The following is a 19773-nucleotide window of genomic DNA, read 5'->3' as shown; positions in this document are numbered from 1 at the left end:
GATTTTGATTGGATTTAGTTTAGCTATATTAGCAGGAATATTAATTAGCTTACAATCTGTTTTTAATGCAAAAGTAAATGAAAATGTAGGACAGTGGTTAACGACTACATGTGTCCTTGGAATAGGTCTCATTAGCTCTATTCTATTTTATATCATTACAGAAAACAGTATTAACATTAAAGTGTATACTACAAATTATTTGTTTTATGTAAGTGGACTGTTTGGCATCGGGTTAATTATTTGTATAATGGGTGCAATAAAGAGCTTAGGTCCAGCATATACGGTGCTAATTAGTCTTATTACTCAATTGGTCGTTGCATTATCCATTGATACATTTGGATTGTTCGGAATGGAGATCGTCCCATTACAAATAAATAAGTTAGTTGGTATAGGCTTATTAATTTTTGGAGTAGGAATTTTTAAAAATATCTTTTCGAATAAGAGAGCTATTAGAATAACTGAGGATGAGATTTAAAGGTTATAAGGATGTTAATAATCAGATTATAGATGTTTATGTAGTGGGGAAGGCATTTCATATATGTCTCTGTTAGTGAAGGGTTTATATATATTCGATAAAAAAACGTGAATTAGCTATTAGTGTAGTTGAAAAGAAGATGTCAATAAGTTGAGGTCTTCTTATGTATTGTTCTGAGGTTATCTGAACTTAAGTATAAGGGGATGAGAAGTGGTTTAAGTTAAGAAGAATATGACCGAAAATAAAATATTACTAAACATATATAACTAATGAATACAATGTCTTTTTCAGTTATTAAGTTGTAAATCATTTTATGATAAAATCTTTTACATAATTTAATAAAGGGGTAGTATTCAATGGGTTATTTCTCAAATGGTTTATTAGTTTTGTTTGTGCTAATCGTATGCAGTTGTATATTTTTTGGTTGATAATATAATGAGAGTCTTACATAAAAGAAGTTATCTCAAGTGAGATAACTTCTTTTTATTTTATGTTGAGAAGGAATTCTATCTTTCTTATTGAAGTTTGTTCTAGTTATTTTCACGTCAATCGCAATTTTCATAAGGGGAATTTTATGAAACATTAACAAACTATAGAATAGGGAGTATTTACATGAAAAATAGTATACACTACACAAGTGAACATCCTACAAAATTTAATGAATTATTAGCTTTATATGAATCTTTAGGATGGAATTCTCTTAAATTAACAGTGAATGAATTAGAACAAATGTGTAAACAAAGTTGGTATGCAATATACGCATTTAAAGAGCAACAATTAATTGGTATGGGGCGTGTTATATCAGATGGTGTAATAACAGGTGTTATTTGCGGTGTATGTGTAATGCCGGAGTATCAGTATATTGGTATTGGAAAAGACATAGTGAAACGATTAATCCATCACTGCGAACAAAACAAGGTTATTCCGCAACTTATGTGTGTGGGAAAATTGCAATCTTATTATGAATCTATAGGGTTTGAAGCATTCTCTATTGGGATGACAAAACATATTATGAGATAGCGGTGCTTTATATTTTCAGTTTACTCGTACATATTTTCAAACTTCAGTTATAAAGGAGAATTGCTGTATGGAGATTGCTAAAGGGGTAGAAATGTTACAACTTAAATTTCAAGAATTTATCATTCACCCAATTCTTTTATGGAATGATGAAATGGCAGTTTTAATAGATACTGGTTTTCCTGGACAATTCGAAGATATACAAGTAGAGATGGAGAGAGTTGGGGTATCTGTTGATAAGCTAAAAGTTGTGATTTTGACACACCAGGATATAGATCATATAGGTAGCCTTCCTGATGTATTTGAGAATGGTGTAAGCGATATTAAAGTATATGCGCACGAGTTAGATAAGCCATATATTGAGGGAGATTTACCTTTATTGAAAGATGTACATGTAGAGAATCCACCAAAAGGAAAAGTGAGTGACACTGTGATTGACGGGCAAGAACTTCCGTATTGCGGTGGAATACGAATTCTCCATACTCCAGGGCATACTCCGGGGCATATTAGTTTATATTTGAAACGAAGCAAAATTCTTGTCGCTGGAGACTCGATGTATAGTGTGAATGGAGTGTTAGGAGGAGTTCATGCTCCAACAACTTTAAATATTATGGAAGCATGGCAGTCTTTGAAGAAGTATTTAAATCTAGATATTGAATCTGTAGTTTGTTACCACGGGGGATTAAGTAAGGGGAATATAAAGATTCAACTTCAAAATTTGTAAAAGTCGAAGATAATAATTTTTTAATAATGGATGCTAAAGTGTAGTCTAATTGTTGGTATATAAATAAAACACTTAAATGATAAAAAAGCATGTTTGAAGAAATACAAACATGCTTTTTTATTAAAGGAAACCCATGTAATTTTAACGTCCTAATCCGTTCCAATAAAAAGAAACGATTTCTTGTGCTAATTCATCTATATTTGTAAGAATAGGATTGTCATTTTCATCTTTAAAATTCCCAATTGATAATAAAGATACGAATGCATGAGCGGCAAATTTAGGGTTTCCTTTTTGGATTTCTCCAAATTGCATCGCTTTAGCGAGTGCTTTTTCTAACACTTCATACATGCTATCTTCAGCTTTTTTTAATTCCTTCAATTGTTCTTCAGATAACGACAGTTTTGCATCTTTCATAAAGTTTTTCATATCGATATCCATTGTGGCATGTAAGTAAACTTTAGCAAAGTTTAATAATCTCTCTTCTAAAGTATTGTTTGTAGAGAGTATTTGCGACATATTCTCACGTATACGTACCATCATTTGAATCATAGTAGCGGTAAATAAATCTGCTTTTGTTGAATAGTAATAGTAGACGGTTGCTTTCGTAACACCACAAACTTTTGCTACTTCCTCCATAGAAACGACTTGATAATTTTGAGTAAGAAATAACCGAGTTGCAACTTCTAAAATGGTTGCTTTTGTAGATTTTGTATTTTTATTTTGACGAGGCCTTCCAAGAGGGCGTTGTTTTTGTTCCAAATCCATTCGCTCCTGACATGTATTGTTTAGATAATTATAACATAATTTTTATTCATTCTTGATTAATTAACCGACCAGTATATATAATTAATAGTGGAGGAAAAAAGGAAGGTGGGTTTTTTTATGAAAAAGCACCCGTTACATATGTTAGGGAGGCTTGTAGCAGGTAAAAATACGCAATGGATCACTTTATCGGTATGGATTCTTATTACATTATTACTTTCATTTACGTTACCACAAGTAAATAGTACGAAAGAACCGAACCCGAAAAATTTACCCGAAACAGCTATGTCGCAGCAAGCGGAAGCACTTATGAAAAAAGAGTTTCCGAATAATGCGGGGAATCCGTTGTTAGTAGTATGGTATAGAGATGGTGGATTACAGTCACAAGATTATAAACTCATACAAGACGTTTATAAAGAGTTAAAAGCTAGTCCTTTAAAGGAACAATCAACGTTACCACCATTTGATACAATCCCGGAACAAGTATTATCAAAAAGTGCTTCAAAAGACGGTACATCATTTGTTACACCGGTATTTTTTAACAAGTCGGCTGGAACAGATATATTAAAAGGAAATCTTGAAGATTTAAGAAACATAGTGAATAGTAAAGTCGATGAAGATCCATTCAAACGAAAAATTAGTGACGCTGGTTTACATGTTCGATTATCTGGACCTGTAGGCATTCAAACGGATGCAGTTAGCTTATTTAGTCAAGCAGATGTGAAATTGTTAGTTGCTACTGTATTACTTGTATTGGTTTTATTAATCTTATTGTACCGCTCACCAATATTAGCGATTTTACCTTTACTTGTTGTTGGCTTTGCATACGGTATTATTAGTCCTACACTTGGTTTTTTAGCTGATTACGGATGGATTAAAGTCGATGCCCAAGCGATATCAATCATGACAGTGCTATTGTTTGGTGCTGGAACGGACTATTGCTTATTTTTAATTTCGAGATATCGGGAGTACTTGTTAGAAGAAGAAAGCAAATATAAGGCGCTGCAACTTGCAATTAAAGCTTCTGGTGGTGCAATAATAATGAGTGCGTTAACTGTTGTACTTGGATTAGGAACATTATTGCTTGCTCATTATGGTGCCTTCCATCGATTTGCAGTACCATTTAGTGTTGCTGTATTTATTATGGGAATCGCTGCTTTAACAATTTTACCAGCGTTATTATTAATTTTCGGTAGAGCTGCATTCTTCCCGTTTGTACCGAGAACAACTTCGATGAATGAGGAATTAGCAAGAAGGAAAAAGAAAGTAGTAAAAGTTAAAAAATCAAAAGGTGCCTTTAGTAAAAAACTTGGAGATGTAGTAGTACGAAGACCGTGGACAATCATTATGCTTACTGTATTTGTACTAGGTGGATTGGCTTCATTTGTACCACGTATTCAATACACATATGACCTATTAGAATCATTTCCAAAGGATATGCCTTCACGCGAAGGGTTTACGTTAATTAGTGATCATTTTTCAGCTGGTGAACTAGCGCCAGCAAAAGTTGTTGTTGATACGAAAGGAAAAGAGCTTCCTATTAAACAAGAACTAGAAAAATTCTCTTTCGTAAAAACAGTGAAAGAACCAAAAGAGGGGAAAGAAAATAAGCAAATTAAAATGTATGAGATTTCTTTAGCTGAAAATCCATACTCAATTGAAGCATTAGATCAAATCCCTAAATTGAAAACTCGTGTAGAAAAAGTATTAAAAGATGCTGGGGTTAGTAATGCAGAAGATCGACTATGGATTGGCGGAGAAACGGCTTCATTATATGATACAAAGCAAATTACAGAACGTGATGAAGCGGTTATTATTCCAGTAATGATTAGTATTATAGCTTTATTATTACTTGTTTACTTACGATCAATTGTCGCGATGATTTATTTAATTGTAACTGTTGTTTTATCATTTTTCTCTGCATTAGGAGCAGGATGGATATTACTTCACTTCGGTATGGGAGCACCAGCCATTCAAGGCGCAATACCGTTATATGCATTCGTATTTTTAGTTGCTTTAGGTGAAGATTATAATATCTTTATGGTTTCAGAAATATGGAAAAACAGAAAGACACAAAATCATTTGGATGCAGTAAAAAATGGCGTTATACAAACCGGTAGTGTCATTACATCTGCAGGTTTAATTTTAGCTGGAACTTTTGCTGTATTAGGAACACTTCCAATTCAAGTGCTCGTTCAATTTGGTATTGTAACAGCAATTGGTGTATTACTAGATACGTTTATTGTAAGACCACTACTTGTACCGGCAATCACAGTCGTTTTAGGTCGCTTTGCTTTTTGGCCAGGAAAACTTTCAAGGAAGAGTGAAGAGATACAAAAAGTGGATGCGTAGTTGAAAAAGCCAAGGATATTTTCCTTGGCTTTTTTCAATGTAATTAATTTTTTGAAGTCAAATCATCAGATGCAGCATGATCAGCATCTTCAATATCGGTTTCTGGCATTCCATATAAGCCGTTCATTGCTTGTTCTTCGATAGTAAGATTGGCAGTATTATTATTTTGAATAGGTGTAGCGTTTTCGATAACATTTTCTTTTTTATTTATATTTTTGTTATTCATGTATGAATCCTCCAAATTTTATTTGATTTATTTATAGTATGTGGATGGATTTCCAGAAATATGTGAATTGATTCTTATAGATGTAATATAATTAAATAAACAATTAGGGTGAAATGTAAACTGTTAGGAGTGAACAATTATGGTGAAAGCAAGGAAATTAGCCTCCTAAAATAAAAAGAAAATTTTAGGAGGCTATTAAAATGAAGTTTCATGTAATTGATAGAGAAAATTGGAATAGAGAGCAGTATTTTGAGCATTATTTAAAGTTGAAATGTACATTTAGTATGACTGTTAATGTTGATATCACGATGTTATTAGAGGAAGTATATCAAAAGGGAGTAAAATTTTATCCCGTTTTTATATATTTAATTTCTAAAGTAGTAAATAATCATAAAGAATTTCGAACATCTTTTAATGATGAAGGAGCTTTAGGCTATTGGGAGGAAATGATCCCGAGTTATACAATCTTTCATAAAGATGATAAGTCTTATTCAAGTATATGGACGGATTATTCAAGTGATTTCCGAACTTTCTATAAAAATTATGAAGACGATATGAGATACTATGCTAGTGTCCATGGTCTTTTCACGAAAGAAAATACTCCGCCTAATGTATTTCCGATTTCTAGCATACCTTGGACTAGTTTTACTGGATTTAATCTTAATATTAGTAATGATGCTGATTATCTATTACCTATTATAACTTGTGGGAAATATTTTAATGAAAAAAATAAGGTTATGCTACCAGTTTCATTGCAAGTACATCATTCGGTTTGTGATGGATATCATGCAAGTCGATTTATAGAGGATTTACAGGAGTTAAGTAATAGTTGTAACGAGTGGCTGAAATAAAAACTAATTTTAAATTATATACAAGTGAAAATAAATAATAGAAGAGATCATGTTTATATTGCATGGTCTCTTTTTTATTCATCTAAAGAACAGTGGAAAATATAGGTTGATTTGTAGTTTAATAATAAGTAGAGTGATTAATTTTAATTTTCTTTATTTTATAACTGTATTGTTTACAAAAATATTATCTTGTAATAATAAAGGGGAAAACAAAAATGGCAATAATATCTATAGAAAAAGCTACAATTTTAGATGCTGAAAAATTAACAGAAATAATGACAAGAACATTTGATGAAGAAGCAGAACGATGGTTATGTGGTCAAGGTGATGTTATTGACTATAACATCCAACCACCAGGGTATTCTTCAGTAGAAATGATGAGATATTCAATCGAAGAATTGGATTCTTATAAAGTAATAATGGATGAAAAAATAATCGGGGGAATTATAGTTACGATCTCAGGTAAGTCATATGGCCGGATTGATCGTATTTTTGTAGAGCCTGTTTATCAAGGGAAAGGAATTGGATCAAATGTTATTAAATTAATAGAAGCGGAATATCCAAGCATAAGGATTTGGGATCTCGAAACATCGAGTAGACAAATTAATAATCACCATTTTTATAAAAAGATGGGTTACCAAACAATTTTTGAATCAGAAGATGAGTATTGTTACGTGAAAAGAATAGGGACGAGCTCAAACAAAGAAAGTGTATTTAAAAATGAAGACATGAAAAATAGCCAATACGAAAACTGCAACTTGGAAAATACAGAGTATTATCAAGTAAATTTAAAAAATAGTTCATTTGTTGGCAGCAATATAAGGAATATGAATATGAGCAATTGTAATGTAAGTCAATCCAAGTTTAGAAATATTAATTTTAGAAGTTCTTCATATGCAGATTTAAATCTTTCTGGCAGTAAATTTAGTTTGGTGATTTTAGGTGGAGTTCAATTTAAAGATACAAGTCTTGGAGAAAATAAATATCCTATTTCATTTAATAGATGTGATTTAGAAGGGAGTACGATAAGTAGTAGTAATCTAAAAAATATGGAAATAGAAAATTGTGATATAGCCGGTATGAAAGTAAATGGTATTCCAATGGAAAAGCTGCTTGCGTTATATAATAAAGTAAAAAGTTAACCGGTTAATGTAGATAAGTTTGTTCGTAAAGCTAATATTATGCTGAAATAATTATATAAAAATAACATAAAGAAATAAAGGAGAGAAGGGGTTTCATGCGGGAGGCTAGAATGAATATATGTATTGTTAAGAATATGGAGGGAAGAAAATATGACGATCAAAGTAAGAGCAGTAGAAATACAAGATGCCAGAGCGATTCACCGTATATGCATACAAGATGACGTTTTACCTTATATGATTTTCTTACCTAGCATGCGTGTAGATGCGATGGAAAATAGAATTCGAAATTTAGCACCAAATCAATTTGAATTTGTCGCAGAGTATGATGGGGAAGTTGTAGGATTTGTTGGGTTAACCCAAAGTCCTGGACGTAGATCTCATTCGGGTGATTTGTTTATCGGGGTAGATAGTGAATATCATAATAAAGGCATTGGAAAAGCTCTTCTTACAAAAATGCTTGATTTGGCTGATAATTGGTTAATGTTAGAGAGAGTAGAACTAGGTGTTTTAGAAACGAATCCTAAAGCGAAAACTCTATATGAAAAATTCGGATTTGTAGAAGAGGGAGTAAAGATAGGAAATTTGAAAGCTCACGGAAAGTTTATTAATGAAATTATGATGAGTCGTTTTAGACCTGATGGTTTAATTGTACATAATGGATAGTGAAAGCATGACAGTATAATGTCATGCTTTTTTATTAGAATTTGGTTGTAATAAAAATAATGCAAGACCAATAAAAATAACTGTAATGCCTAGTCCTTGTTGTAAAGAAATAGTCTCATTTAATATAAAGTACGCTAGTATACAAGTCCCAATTGTTTCTCCTAAAATGCTCATGGAGATTACAGTAGCACTCATCCATTTTAATAACCAATTAAAAATCGTTTGCCCTAAAATCGTAGCAATAAACGCCAAACCAATAAAGCATAGCCAAGTTTGTGTAGAGTAATGGATAAGAGATTCGTGTTTCATATAAGCAAATATACCAAGAAAACAGGCGCTACTTCCATAACTAATGAGCGAATACGGTATAAGTGACAAATCTTTACGAACATATTGGCTAATGAAAAAGTATGCGGTAATAATTCCTGCCGCAATAAATGCTAAAATATCTCCGTATAAGGCTTCCACGCTAATTTGGAAATCTTGCCAGCCAATGATGATACTTCCTGAAATAGCAATGAGACAACCGATAATCGCGCCTCTCGTAAACCTTTCCTTGAATAAAAAATAACCACCAATCATTGAGAATAAAGGTTGTAACGTTACGATAACAGTAGAGCTTGCTACAGAAGTATATTGTAACGATTCAAACCATAGTACATAATGTGCAGCTAAAAATAGCCCAGAAATGAATCCGAATCCCCATTGTCTTCTTGTTATTGTTTTTAGTTCGTTTCGATTGTTTCGATTAAAAAGTAATAATGGCAACAGAATTAATGCAGCGAAAAATAATCGATAAAAAGCAATGATAGTTGCAGGAGCATCTGCCAATTTTACAAAAATCGCTGAAGTTGATAAGGCGAATACACCGAAAAATAAGATGCAATATGAAAGAATAGGTGATTTCAAAGTTTGTCCCTCCGATAGATTGTCTATTATAATGAACTAAATACGATAAAATGTACAAAGGTAAGTATATAAGTCTCGGAGACGATAGAAAAGGATTATTTGCCTTTGTTTAGTAAGTCAACACAAAAGCGATGAAATATATATTATGATGGACGAAGGAAGGATTTACTATGATACATGATAGGCTTGGACAAACTGTATTAAGTTATCGTAAGAAAAATAAGATGACAATTCGCGAATTTGCGGATTATGCAGGAATTAGTACTTCATTAATTAGTCAAATTGAACGAGGACATGCGAATCCCTCGTTAAGTGTATTGGAATTAATAGCGAAAGCGTTAAATGTACCGCTATTTACACTATTTATTAATGAGATTGATACAGATTCACTCATTTCTAAGAAGAAAGATAGAAAGAAAGTATATCGAGAAAATAGCGATCACATAGTTTACGATGTATTAACACCAGATTTTATGAAAGCGCGTATTGAAATGTTAATGATGGACCTAAATAAACAAGCAAATACAACGGAAAATCACTATTCACATGAAGATAAAGAAGAAATTGCTGTTGTTATGAAAGGAGAAGTTTATGTGGAGTTAGAAGGCAAAGAGTACTTCTTAGAAGAAGGAGATGTTGTACGTATCCCGCCAAATGTGAAACATCGTTTTTTGAATAAGAGTGATGAATCCAATCATATTTTATTTGTATTGACGCCATCTTTAGGATGAGTATAAAGTGATTTTTTTACGGGGGATAGAAAGATGGAAAATAAAACTGTTTTAAAAGGTGGCTTGTCAATTGATTGGGATTTTGGACATGTTTTTAAATTCTCATATAGTTACTTTGATCATATTAGGAGGGCTCCAAAATATAAAGATATAACTTTAGAGAAATTCCGATTTGTTATGAATACGTAATGAAGCCTAATGGTCTGTATTAAGGTACAAAAATATAAATTTATTTGTTGTTAGTATATTATTTTAAAATATGTAAGATTTTACATGAGTATTTTACTTTTACTAATTATGTAAATAGGCTATACTAAAATACATACATTTTAGTATTGGAGAGAGAAGTAAAACGACATGGAATTAGTGAAATTGGAAAAAGTAATTGAAATAAAGAAAGAAGAACTTTTATATTTAGTATCAGATTACGGAATTCAACATGAAAAAGTATTGGCATTAAGTCAAGAAATAGACAAACTGATTAATTACTTTATGTTTTTAAAATAGGAAGAACTATGACATGATGTGAAAATGTTATAGTTCTTTTTTATTTGGAAATTCAGATGTATATTCTATATACTAATAATAGATGGAATATTCTGTTTTAGAGGAGGCGGATACATGATATTACATACGTACATTTCAGGAGAAGGGGAACCAATCGTACTTTTACATTCTGGTGGTATGACAGGTTTAGTAGAATATGAAGAGCAGGTAGCATTTTTTCGAGAACAAAATTATCAAGTCATTCGCCCTGATTTAAGAGGGCATGGAAAATCAGGGGGGACATTGGAGAATTATTTCCTACGTTCTGCAAAGGATTTATATGATACGTTAGAGCATCTACAAATTGATAGATGTCATATAGCGGGTGTTTCACTAGGGGGATTAATCGCTTTATTATTTGCAAAAAAGTATCCAGAGAAAGTGAGAACATTAACTTTTTCAGGAATCTTTCCGGTTAAGAGGGATAATTGGGAAGAGTCTCTGGAGTATGAAGCGAAGTGTCACGAGCAATTGATGAAAAATGAAGAAGTTATAACGTATATGAATCAAATTCATGAAAAAAGTGATTGGAAAGCATTGCTTGAATCGTGGCAAGTTAAAGATTGGTATCCTTTCGATGAAACTGGTGATGTAGCGAATCTTCAAATACCTACACTCTGTATTGCTGGGGGAGATTCAGAAGATGAAGTTACAGCTGTTACAACGTTCAAACAATTAAACGGAAATATTCATATTGCCGTTATTCCGTTTGCCGGTCATTTAGTACATAATGATCAACCAAAAATTTATTCGGATATATTGTCTAATTTCTTACAGAATGCGCAAGTTGCTAGTCGAATATAAGGACTTTTGGGTATAATAATAAAGGAATTATTAATTGTATCGGTTAGGAGCGCAATACATATGAAAACAGTTGTTGTCATCGGTGGAGGTATAACGGGACTTTCTACTATGTTTTATTTAGAAAAATTAAAAAAGGATTATAATATAGATTTAAATTTAATCCTTGTAGAAAAAGAAGAGTACTTAGGTGGGAAAATCCATAGTGTAGAAGAAAAGGATTTTATTATGGAATCCGGAGCAGATTCTATCGTTGCTCGTAATGAACATGTCATGCCGCTTATAAAAGATTTAAATTTAGAAGAAGAAATGGTATATAATGAAACGGGTATTTCTTACATATATTCTGATAATATTTTACATCCAATTCCTTCTGACACTATATTTGGGATACCGATGAGTGCCCGATCGTTGTTTAGCAGTACGCTAGTATCAACGAAGGGGAAAATTGTTGCTTTAAAAGATTTCATAACGAAAAATAAAGAGTTTACAAAAGATACTTCTCTTGCTGTATTTTTAGAAAGCTTTTTAGGAAAAGAGTTAGTAGAAAGACAAATTGCTCCGGTGCTTTCAGGTGTATATTCTGGTAAATTGAATGAGCTTACTATGGCGTCTACACTACCGTATTTACTGGATTATAAAAATAAATATGGAAGTATTATTAAAGGTTTTGAAGAGAATAAAAAGCAGTTTCAATCAGCAGGAAACAAAAAGTTCGTATCATTTAAAGGTGGATTATCTACGATTATTGATCGTTTAGAAGAAGTGCTGACTGAGACGGTTGTTAAGAAGGGTGTTGTAACGACAGCTGTAAGTAAACAAGGTAATCGCTATGAAGTCTCCTTTGCAAATCACGAATCAATCCAAGCTGATTATGTTGTTTTAGCGACTCCGCATGATATCGCAGAAAGTTTATTACAGTCTAATGAGTTAAACGAGCAGTTTCATACATTTAAAAATTCATCACTTATAAGTATTTACTTAGGATTTGACATACTAGATGAACAATTACCAGCGGACGGCACAGGATTTATCGTAACAGAAAACAGTGATTTACATTGTGATGCTTGTACATGGACAAGCCGGAAGTGGAAACATACATCTGGAAACCAAAAGCTATTAGTGAGAATGTTTTATAAGAGTACGAATCCGGTATATGAAACGATTAAAAATTATAATGAAGAAGAACTAGTACGAGTCGCTTTATATGATATTGAAAAGAGTCTCGGAATTAAAGGTGAACCAGAAGTAGTTGAAGTGACAAAATGGAAAGATTTAATGCCGAAATATCATTTAGAACATAATCAAGCAGTTCAAACATTACAAGAAAAAATGACGGATCTATATCCTAATGTATACTTAGCAGGTGCCTCATATTACGGTGTCGGTATTGGTGCGTGTATTGGAAATGGAAAGAACACTGCAAATAAGATAATTGCAACATTAAATGAACCGACAAATTAATATAGCATACATATATAAATAAAATGTCCCTCCAATATAACGGAGGGACATTTTATTTATTTTACTTGAATTGAGATCTTTTTATTCGTTGTATGATTCTCAGTAATCGTTAATGTTATATTACCGGATTCTTTAAATGAATATGATGAGAGTTGATAAAGCTCTTTTATACCATGTTTCTCTTTTAATTTATTGGCAGGAAGTAATGTTATGTTCGGTTTCCATGTTTCCTGTTTACCTGAAGGATAGTTTACTATTATTTCTGGATTATTTAATTGCATTGGTTTCCAAGAGGCAAAATGTAGCTTAACTTCTGTATCTTTTTTTAATAATTCTTCTGAGAAATATCCAAGCTCTCCAACGTTACCGAAAACAGTAAAGTTTTGATTTTGTAATGTGATATCTAAATGTTTAGGTTGATATGTTGCTGCGTGATAGATTCCATATGAAAGAGAAAGAGTAGCGGCGATTAAAATGCTGATTGAAAATGTCTTAAAGCTATTGCCTTTAAAACTAGTCATCATGAATGAGTTTGGAGTGAACTTTTTTGCGAATAAAAATATGAGTAATATGAGTAAGAGGGATAAGCTGATGAATATATACAAAGGAAATTTACACCTCCACAATAAAATAATGTATTGACTATATTTTACCATAAATGTATGGGGTAGGGTGTTGTTTTAGAAGGGAAAAGTGAGTATGGAATAAAGAGATGATCAATGTACTATGATCATCTCTTTATTTTTCGCATCATGTAAATGCAAGAAGGGTTACTCTTAGTTCGTATTGAATTAAGAGGGTAGGCTACTCTTGAAATATTTGATTAATGGGACATTGAGGACTTTCCTAATTATAAATATGTTTTCTGCTATAATGAATAAGTAGAAAGAAAGGAGTGATCCTATGGCATTTCCTATATTAGAAACAGAACGTTTGCGTTTAGTTGAAATAGAACAATCTTATTGTCAAAAAATATATGAAATCTTTTCATTGGATGAGGTAACGTGTTATTACGGTATGAATTCTTTTACAGAATTTGGACAAGCTTCACGTATGATTGAATCTTTTTCAAAAAATTACTTTGAGAAAAAGGCAATACGATGGGGGATTGTATTAAAAGAAACAAATACTTTAATAGGTACAATTGGATTAAATAATTTACAATTATGGAGTAAACGATCTGAAATTGGATATGACTTACATCCTCGTTATTGGGGGAATGGTTATGCGTCAGAAGCAGCCAGGGAAATTATTCGTTATGGATTTCAAGATTTAGGCTTATTTAGAATTGGTGCTATTACATACCCTGAAAATGTTACTTCTTGTAAAATGTTATGTAAAATAGGTTTTCATAAAGAAGGATTATTACGTGGATATATTCATCAAGGAAATAAGCAACATGATGCATTATTGTATTCTATAGTTCGAACGGATGTTGAAGATTTAAATTTATAATAAAAAACCCCTCTTAAATAAGAGGGGTTAAGTAAAAATTAACCTAACTTAGGTAATAAACGTTCTCCGCTTTTCATGCTACTTTTACATAAAGGGCATTTAGGCTCTTCTTCAAATGAAAAGTTCTTTCTCATCCATCCTAAACAATCCTCTGCTTCACATTCCCAGACAGGGGTTTGTTCTGGTGGTACTTCTGCTACATCGTTCTTTCGATTGCGATACATGTAACCACTCCTTTTATGTAAAAAATTTTAGTTATATATTAAAAAGGTTGTTAACCGTGCTGGTAACAACCTTTTTATTGTTTGAATTATAGCTTTACAACGTTTTTAGCTTGAGGTCCACGGTTACCGTCTTCAACTTCGAAGCTAACTTCTTGACCTTCGTCAAGAGATTTGAAGCCGTCGCCAGTGATAGCTGAGAAGTGAACGAATACGTCGTTGCCACCTTCAACTTCGATGAAACCGAAACCTTTTTCGCTGTTAAACCATTTTACTTTACCTGTTAATGTCATGGTAATGCCTCCTAAAAATTAAAAAGATTACAATATGTTCGGCCTTATTTGAATGAAAAATAAAATTTCACATATTATCAAAAACCCATAAGGAATATAAAATGTTCCTGATTGATACTTGATAATATGCAAAGAAAATATACTGTTAAATTGACCTTAATTACTATCTTACAACAAATGGTGGGAAATAGCAAGTGCTGGTAATACCAGTGTGAAATCGGATGGTAAAAGACACAAAAACATCTCTTTTATTTATATATTATTCCTAATTTTGGTTTATGCAAAATCATGTAAAAAATGGAGTGAAATATTATTAATAGGTCACTTGTGGTAAAATATGGTTGTTAACTGGTGGGAATTAAATATTAATAAAGGAAAAGGAGGAAAGAGAGTGAAAAATAATTCATTTAAAATAATTGAAGCAGCAAAAACAGGGAGAAAAAAAGTCCATCCAATCTTTGCTGTAATATTAGCCATTATATTTTTGACTTTAGGTGAACTATTTATGTTGTTTATGTTATTTTTACCGAAAGTTGAAACAACATTCATGAAAGGGATTTATGATAATATTAGAATGCTGTTAACATTTGGAGGAGCTATACTCATTTTATTTATATGGATTCGTTTTGTAGAAAAAAGGCCATTTTCATCCATTGGTTTTTGGAAAGAGAAATGGATGAGAAAGTATTTAAAAGGTGCATTAATAGGATTTGTATTTATTTCAATACCAGTTATTTTGCTGTTACTAATGGGAAGTGTAAAATTACAAGTACAACATATTACCTCAACAGTAATAGTAGGTATATTAGGATCCTTAGTTGCATTTTTAATACAAGGGGCAACTGAAGAAATTATTGTACGAGGTTGGTTATTCCCGGTTCTTTCTACTAGAGGTCGTATATGGGTTGGAATAATTGTTACTTCTTTTTTATTTGGATTTCTTCATCTCCTTAATCCGGGAATTACAATATTATCTATATCGAATATAATATTAGTTGGAGTATACGCAGCTTTATACGTATTGAAAGAAGATGGTCTATGGGGAATATGTGCATGGCACTCAATTTGGAATTGGGCGCAATATAATGTATATGGTTTCGCCGTTAGTGGTACAAATGTGTATTCCACTCCGATTTTTAAGTCTATAACAAATGGACCAGAAATATTGCATGGAGGCACATTTGGTATTGAAGGCAGTATCATTACAACAATAATGCTCTCCATCGCTTCAATTGTTTTATGGAAACAGTTATGGGGGAGAAAAGCGAAACAAAGAGATTTTAGTTAATGAAAGAGGGAGAAACTATGGGGATTATAGCGTTTGAGGGAGCAAGTGCGGTTGGTAAGAGCACAACGTGTCGTGAGTTAGAAAAGAATTATGGTGCTTATATTATACCTGAAGTGAATTTATTATTTGAAAGACCAAAAAATGAACATAGAACATGGTATTTTGAAAAACAAGTAGAGCGCTGGAAAATAGCAATGCAGAAGTCAGAGCAATATAAATTAGTAATACTTGATGGAGACATTTATCAGCCGCTTAGTTATAATTGGTGTTTCCATTTTGAAATATTTGATCAGCCATTATCTTTAATAGAAAACTTTTATAAAGAAAAGCTGATACATAGGGAAATTGGTTTTCCTGATCAATATTTTTATTTATATACGAATGATGAAGAACTTAGAAAACGGAAAGAATTTGACGAGACAAAAAGAAGAAGAAACTTTGAAAAACATTTACATATATCAAAATCGTTTCAACGTTATTATGAAAATTTAAATGCCATTACAGACGGGTACTGCAAAATAATTGAAGCGAAAAGTGTAAAAACGAATGAACTAGAAATTGTAAATAACTTAAACAGTTTACATGTGTGTGAAGAGAGTCGTTTTGATGTTTCGAGATTAGATGCGATTACGAAGTGGTTAAAAGAAAATCGCGCATAAAAAGAACGAGTACCTTATAAGGTACTCGTTCTTTTTATGCATATTGAATATGTAAGTTCGTTTCATAAATTGTTTTTAAAATTTGTAAGTTTGCTTGTTCATTTTTATGAATAGCATTTTTATATTTAGGTAAGAAAAGTTGAGAAGGATAAACTGGGAGTTCACCACAAATATCAATACCATAAATAGATTTATTCATAATTAGAGAATGAATAAATTGTAAAAGTCTAGATAATTTCATGTGCCCTTGATCCCAATTGGTAATAGTAACTTTTGGATCTAAAACATCTTTATCAATGCTTACATATATTGTTTCTGTATGAATATGTGAAAGTATTGTATGTATGGATACTTCATGTGATATATCAATTGGAAAAATTTCTACGTATGGACAATCATTAGAATGAATTGTAAGAGAAGAAGGCCCAATAATGATTACCTTCTTTAAATTATCATTATTTCGAAGAGAAAATGATACCCAAGATCCACAGGAAATAAGAGTCTGTTCATTCGCTCCCTGTAAGTTCATATCAGTATGATGATCAAATAGTATAAGGGTAAAAGGCTTGTTTATTTCTTCTAATAATAAATGAGATACATAATGATAATTTCCAGAACCTATAAAAGTAATTCCTTTATTCTTTCTGCGATTTAATGCTCTTTTTATATGCATTAAAGAAGTGTTTTCGCAATATAGATTTGCGTGTTCTAAATGAGTAAAATCAATATCTTCATGTGAATAAGAATGTAGTTTATTTTGTAATAAATACGTATCATCAAAGTTTAAAAAAGTTAAACCGTTATGCAATAAACTCATATTTATTCATCTCCTTTAAATATAAGGCTATCATTTATTTTTATAAAATTAAAATGAAATGCTTTGAGTGGAATTAGTATTTAGAAAAGATAGTGTTTTTGACAGAATAATCTTTCAATTTTTAAAGAAAAGAAATACAATATAAGGAAATATGTATGTACTTCAGGAAATAAAAAATATATAACAAATGGAAATGATATTTGGAATTAAATTGAGAAAAAAAGAAAGTTGAGATTAACTATCCGCAGCAGCTCTGGTGATCCAAAAAATAACCAATATTTCGAATTATTATTTGTGAAAGGAGAATAAAGATAAGTATGAAAAAGATTATTATTTCAGACCTTGATGGGACTTTATTAAGAAGTGATAAAACAATTTCAGAGAAATCTATTAATATTCTAAGGGAATGTAAAAATAATGGAGACGAATGGATTTTTGCTACAGCAAGGCCGCCAAGAGCTATAAAACAGTATATTCCCGACGTGTTAAAGAGTGAGATTATCATTTGTTATAACGGGGCTCTAGTTCTTAAAGGGAATGATATTTTATATGAAATGAAGATTTCTAAAAATAACATTTTAGAAATCATAGAAATAGCAAACAAGTATAATCTTCATGAGATTTGCCTTGAAATAGGTGATAAGTTGTATTCAAATTTTGATGTTACTTATTATTTTGGTAATATACCATGTGAAATTATGGATGTAAGAGGTTTAGAATTTGAAAAAGCTTCTAAAGCGATTATTTGTACTAAAGGCTCAATAAACCAGAAATTTATTAAAGAATTGCCTGATGAATGCAAGGCAGTCATTACAGATGACGGGACATTGTGTCAAATTATGCATGCAGAAGTTTCAAAATGGAATAGTATTCAATATGTTCTACAACACTTAAATCGAGACGTATCTGAAGTTATTGCCTTTGGAGATGACTACAATGATATGGAAATGATAGAGAAGTGTGGGGTTGGTGTAGCGATGAGTAACGCTGTTGAGGAATTAAAAGCAGTCGCTAAATTTATTGCTAAAAGTAACGATGAGGATGGAGTTGCTACATTTCTAGAAAGTAAAAGTTATGTTTATGTTGACTAGTATGAAAAAATTGTAGTAAGCAGCGAAAAAAGAGATGCTGCATCTGTTTTTGATAAATAGATATTATGAATGAGATATGCGGGAGGAAACGAGCAAGATGAAAACATTCTTTAAAATAATTGGAATTATAGCTGGCATGGCGGTAATCGGAGTAGGTTTAACATATGGTATGCTGTATTATTTGAATAATAGTAAACCAGCTGCGAAAAAGGCATCACCCGCTGCTCCGGCAGCAGAAGTGCTGGCTGATAGTAATGTAAAAGCTGAAGATGCAAAGGTTTTAGAAAATGGCAATCATTCATTACCAAATAGCGGCTTTAATAAAAATTTTAAATGGACAGATGAGAAAATACAGACAGCGTTACATGAAATGGCACATCAAAAAACGAAAGCTGATCAAAAGTGGGGCTATATTTTTATTACACAAGAACGTATTGAAAGTTTACTTGATATTGTAAAGAACAATGATCTAGTACAAGGAAAAATATATGCAGATATTTTAGAGAGATGGAAACAAGGAAAATATGAAAAAATGGATGCGGATCACAATCAGATTTGGAAATTACAAAGCGGGAATTTAGGCGAAGGAACAGGAGTAATGTCAGAAGCGGAACAAAAAGAGTTGATTAATCAGGTGTTTATGCAAAAAGGTACATATTCAGGTAGTAAATTAATTGCAGGTGGGGGACAGACTAATAAATAAGAGATATGTTGAAACACCTTTGTCATCATAATTACAAAGGTGTTTTTGTTGACACAAGAAATAAATGGGAATATGATTCATATATGAAATAAAATAGAGGGGCTTACATATGAATAACAGAGAGCTTTACGGTAATATTCGTGATGTTTATCATTTACTCCAAAAAAATCTAGATAAGGCAATTGAACAATATGATATAAGTTATGTACAATTTGGAGTGATTCAAGTACTCGCAAAATCTGGGAAAGTATCTATGTCAAAGTTAATTGAAAACATGGGATGTGTTCCAAGTAATATGACAACAATGATTCAACGGATGAAGCGAGATGGTTACGTAATGACAGAGAAGAACCCGAATGACCAACGTGAAACGCTCGTTTATTTAACTAAAAAAGGTGAAGAGACGAAAAAGCAAGTAGATGTGCAATATAGTGATTTTTTAAAAGAGAATTGTGGTTGTTTTACGAAAGAAGAAGAAGGACTTTTAGAGGCTTTATTATTAAAGTGGAAGAAGCACTTGAATTAAATATAGTAAAAATGTAACATTCTGTTACATTTTTATTTATATAAATACTTCATATGT

The 19773-nt window shown here is 31.8% G+C and carries 25 protein-coding genes; 18 read left to right on the top strand and 7 right to left on the bottom strand.

Annotation, left to right across the window (positions count from 1 at the left end; all coding sequences use genetic code 11):
* Window positions 1–4: 4 nt before the first annotated feature.
* The 3 genes from BAQ46_RS17160 (at window position 5) to BAQ46_RS17150 (ending at window position 2216) form a co-directional block, all read left to right on the top strand.
* Window positions 5–475: a DMT family transporter gene (locus BAQ46_RS17160; protein WP_000579011.1), complete on the top strand. Its 471-nt coding sequence runs from the start codon at window positions 5–7 to the stop codon at window positions 473–475.
* A gap of 612 nt (window positions 476–1087) precedes the next feature.
* Complete coding sequence (locus BAQ46_RS17155; protein ID WP_000797951.1) at window positions 1088–1495, top strand: GNAT family N-acetyltransferase; 408 nt, start codon at window positions 1088–1090, stop codon at window positions 1493–1495.
* A 67-nt stretch (window positions 1496–1562) separates the two neighbouring features.
* Window positions 1563–2216, top strand: a complete 654-nt coding sequence (locus tag BAQ46_RS17150; protein ID WP_071742215.1) for an MBL fold metallo-hydrolase — start codon at window positions 1563–1565, stop codon at window positions 2214–2216.
* Between the two features lie 141 nt (window positions 2217–2357).
* Here BAQ46_RS17150 and BAQ46_RS17145 read toward each other — a convergent pair whose 3' ends face one another.
* Window positions 2358–2975 carry a TetR/AcrR family transcriptional regulator gene (locus tag BAQ46_RS17145; RefSeq protein ID WP_000435998.1) on the bottom strand — a complete coding sequence of 206 codons (618 nt, stop codon included), beginning with the start codon at window positions 2973–2975 and terminating at the stop codon, window positions 2358–2360.
* 123 nt (window positions 2976–3098) lie between these two features.
* On the opposite strand from BAQ46_RS17145, the gene BAQ46_RS17140 reads away from it, so the two are divergent.
* Window positions 3099–5330, top strand: a complete 2232-nt coding sequence (locus BAQ46_RS17140) for an MMPL family transporter (RefSeq protein ID WP_071742214.1) — start codon at window positions 3099–3101, stop codon at window positions 5328–5330.
* A 43-nt stretch (window positions 5331–5373) separates the two neighbouring features.
* Here the strand turns inward: BAQ46_RS17140 and BAQ46_RS17135 are convergent, their stop codons facing one another.
* Window positions 5374–5556: a DUF4021 family protein gene (locus BAQ46_RS17135; protein ID WP_001060594.1), complete on the bottom strand. Its 183-nt coding sequence runs from the start codon at window positions 5554–5556 to the stop codon at window positions 5374–5376.
* 200 nt (window positions 5557–5756) lie between these two features.
* Here BAQ46_RS17135 and catA point away from each other — a divergent pair, with 200 nt between their 5' ends.
* The 3 genes from catA to BAQ46_RS17120 all read left to right on the top strand — a co-directional run bounded on the left by catA (window position 5757) and on the right by BAQ46_RS17120 (window position 8212).
* Window positions 5757–6407: a type A chloramphenicol O-acetyltransferase gene (gene catA / locus BAQ46_RS17130; RefSeq protein WP_071742213.1), complete on the top strand. Its 651-nt coding sequence runs from the start codon at window positions 5757–5759 to the stop codon at window positions 6405–6407.
* Window positions 6408–6622: 215 nt separating this feature from the next.
* Window positions 6623–7549 (top strand): GNAT family N-acetyltransferase, encoded by a 927-nt coding sequence (locus BAQ46_RS17125; protein ID WP_000974857.1) that lies wholly within the window; start codon window positions 6623–6625, stop codon window positions 7547–7549.
* 150 nt (window positions 7550–7699) lie between these two features.
* Window positions 7700–8212 (top strand): GNAT family N-acetyltransferase, encoded by a 513-nt coding sequence (locus tag BAQ46_RS17120; RefSeq protein ID WP_000153560.1) that lies wholly within the window; start codon window positions 7700–7702, stop codon window positions 8210–8212.
* A 21-nt stretch (window positions 8213–8233) separates the two neighbouring features.
* Here BAQ46_RS17120 and BAQ46_RS17115 read toward each other — a convergent pair whose 3' ends face one another.
* A complete protein-coding gene (locus tag BAQ46_RS17115) occupies window positions 8234–9121 on the bottom strand; it encodes a DMT family transporter (RefSeq protein ID WP_000841792.1) in 888 nt (295 codons plus the stop codon).
* A 170-nt stretch (window positions 9122–9291) separates the two neighbouring features.
* On the opposite strand from BAQ46_RS17115, the gene BAQ46_RS17110 reads away from it, so the two are divergent.
* From BAQ46_RS17110 to BAQ46_RS17095, 5 genes are all read left to right on the top strand, one after another.
* Entirely contained in the window at window positions 9292–9852 is a 561-nt protein-coding gene (locus BAQ46_RS17110) for a helix-turn-helix domain-containing protein (RefSeq protein WP_000581024.1), read from the top strand.
* 33 nt (window positions 9853–9885) lie between these two features.
* Entirely contained in the window at window positions 9886–10041 is a 156-nt protein-coding gene (locus BAQ46_RS30710) for a hypothetical protein (RefSeq protein ID WP_000428945.1), read from the top strand.
* 168 nt (window positions 10042–10209) lie between these two features.
* Window positions 10210–10359, top strand: coding sequence for an aspartyl-phosphate phosphatase Spo0E family protein (locus BAQ46_RS17105; RefSeq protein ID WP_000424361.1), 150 nt, complete (start codon window positions 10210–10212; stop codon window positions 10357–10359).
* Between the two features lie 114 nt (window positions 10360–10473).
* Window positions 10474–11202: an alpha/beta fold hydrolase gene (locus BAQ46_RS17100; RefSeq protein ID WP_000600658.1), complete on the top strand. Its 729-nt coding sequence runs from the start codon at window positions 10474–10476 to the stop codon at window positions 11200–11202.
* Window positions 11203–11262: 60 nt separating this feature from the next.
* Window positions 11263–12663, top strand: coding sequence for a protoporphyrinogen oxidase (locus BAQ46_RS17095; RefSeq protein WP_000860368.1), 1401 nt, complete (start codon window positions 11263–11265; stop codon window positions 12661–12663).
* Window positions 12664–12719: 56 nt separating this feature from the next.
* On the opposite strand, the gene BAQ46_RS17090 is transcribed toward BAQ46_RS17095, so the two are convergent.
* A complete protein-coding gene (locus tag BAQ46_RS17090) occupies window positions 12720–13268 on the bottom strand; it encodes a hypothetical protein (protein WP_000275268.1) in 549 nt (182 codons plus the stop codon).
* A gap of 298 nt (window positions 13269–13566) precedes the next feature.
* Here BAQ46_RS17090 and BAQ46_RS17085 point away from each other — a divergent pair, with 298 nt between their 5' ends.
* Window positions 13567–14118, top strand: coding sequence for a GNAT family N-acetyltransferase (locus BAQ46_RS17085; protein WP_000885380.1), 552 nt, complete (start codon window positions 13567–13569; stop codon window positions 14116–14118).
* A 38-nt stretch (window positions 14119–14156) separates the two neighbouring features.
* On the opposite strand, the gene BAQ46_RS17080 is transcribed toward BAQ46_RS17085, so the two are convergent.
* A complete protein-coding gene (locus BAQ46_RS17080) occupies window positions 14157–14342 on the bottom strand; it encodes a cold-shock protein (RefSeq protein WP_000286198.1) in 186 nt (61 codons plus the stop codon).
* A gap of 86 nt (window positions 14343–14428) precedes the next feature.
* A complete protein-coding gene (cspD, locus tag BAQ46_RS17075) occupies window positions 14429–14632 on the bottom strand; it encodes a cold-shock protein CspD (RefSeq protein WP_000176368.1) in 204 nt (67 codons plus the stop codon).
* 391 nt (window positions 14633–15023) lie between these two features.
* On the opposite strand from cspD, the gene BAQ46_RS17070 reads away from it, so the two are divergent.
* Together BAQ46_RS17070 and BAQ46_RS17065 are read left to right on the top strand one after the other, a co-directional pair.
* Window positions 15024–15920 carry a CPBP family intramembrane glutamic endopeptidase gene (locus tag BAQ46_RS17070; protein ID WP_000794828.1) on the top strand — a complete coding sequence of 299 codons (897 nt, stop codon included), beginning with the start codon at window positions 15024–15026 and terminating at the stop codon, window positions 15918–15920.
* Window positions 15920–16579, top strand: a complete 660-nt coding sequence (locus BAQ46_RS17065; protein ID WP_000657887.1) for a nucleoside/nucleotide kinase family protein — start codon at window positions 15920–15922, stop codon at window positions 16577–16579. The genes BAQ46_RS17070 and BAQ46_RS17065 overlap by 1 nt, the downstream gene beginning before the upstream one ends.
* 34 nt (window positions 16580–16613) lie before the next feature.
* On the opposite strand, the gene BAQ46_RS17060 is transcribed toward BAQ46_RS17065, so the two are convergent.
* Window positions 16614–17396 (bottom strand): arginase family protein, encoded by a 783-nt coding sequence (locus tag BAQ46_RS17060; protein ID WP_000054634.1) that lies wholly within the window; start codon window positions 17394–17396, stop codon window positions 16614–16616.
* A gap of 317 nt (window positions 17397–17713) precedes the next feature.
* Between BAQ46_RS17060 and BAQ46_RS17055 the strand changes: the two genes are divergently transcribed.
* From BAQ46_RS17055 to BAQ46_RS17045, 3 genes are all read left to right on the top strand, one after another.
* Entirely contained in the window at window positions 17714–18487 is a 774-nt protein-coding gene (locus tag BAQ46_RS17055) for a Cof-type HAD-IIB family hydrolase (RefSeq protein WP_071742212.1), read from the top strand.
* Window positions 18488–18584: 97 nt separating this feature from the next.
* Entirely contained in the window at window positions 18585–19190 is a 606-nt protein-coding gene (locus BAQ46_RS17050; RefSeq protein WP_000846580.1) for a PRK06770 family protein, read from the top strand.
* 109 nt (window positions 19191–19299) lie between these two features.
* Window positions 19300–19716, top strand: coding sequence for a MarR family winged helix-turn-helix transcriptional regulator (locus tag BAQ46_RS17045; RefSeq protein ID WP_001065034.1), 417 nt, complete (start codon window positions 19300–19302; stop codon window positions 19714–19716).
* Window positions 19717–19773: the final 57 nt, after the last annotated feature.

It is taken from the genome of Bacillus paranthracis, assembly GCF_001883995.1.
GTDB lineage: Bacteria > Bacillota > Bacilli > Bacillales > Bacillaceae_G > Bacillus_A > Bacillus_A paranthracis.
The sequence above is the reverse complement of the archived record's forward strand: the minus strand, read 5'-3'. Positions and strand labels throughout refer to the sequence as shown.